1 protein-coding gene is annotated in these 346 nt (G+C 62.7%); it reads left to right on the top strand.

The window, feature by feature from the left end; translation table 11 throughout:
• Positions 1 to 88: 88 nt before the first annotated feature.
• Positions 89 to 346, top strand: a 258-nt coding sequence (locus tag CYJ76_RS11715) for a hypothetical protein (protein WP_202820496.1), incomplete at its 3' end; no start/stop codon positions are given.

Here is a 346-nt window from a genome sequence, read left to right on the forward strand (position 1 = left end):
GGCCGAAGGCTCTCGCCGACTGGCACAACTCGGCCGGGAGCTTGGATACTTGCGCCGTCACAGCCTGGGTAAGAACCTTCCAGATCTGGTGGCAGACATTGAGAAGATGCTCGGGGTGCGCACGGAGGTCTTGACGCGCTGGCACCGCCGCCCCGAGCAGGCGATCGGCACCAGCCACCTGGATAAGTTCGCGCAGATTGTGCGGGACGTTTCCCGCGCGGGTAGCGCCACCCCTAAGGCATTGGTGGAGTACCTACTAGCCGCTCAATCGGAAGAAGATGGTCTGGATCCGGGTGAGGTGCAGCGCAAGGACAATACGGTCCAGATCCTCACCGTCCACAAGGCC

Origin of the sequence: Kytococcus schroeteri (assembly GCF_002847825.1) — a bacterium.
Taxonomy (GTDB): Bacteria; Actinomycetota; Actinomycetes; order Actinomycetales; family Dermatophilaceae; genus Kytococcus; species Kytococcus schroeteri.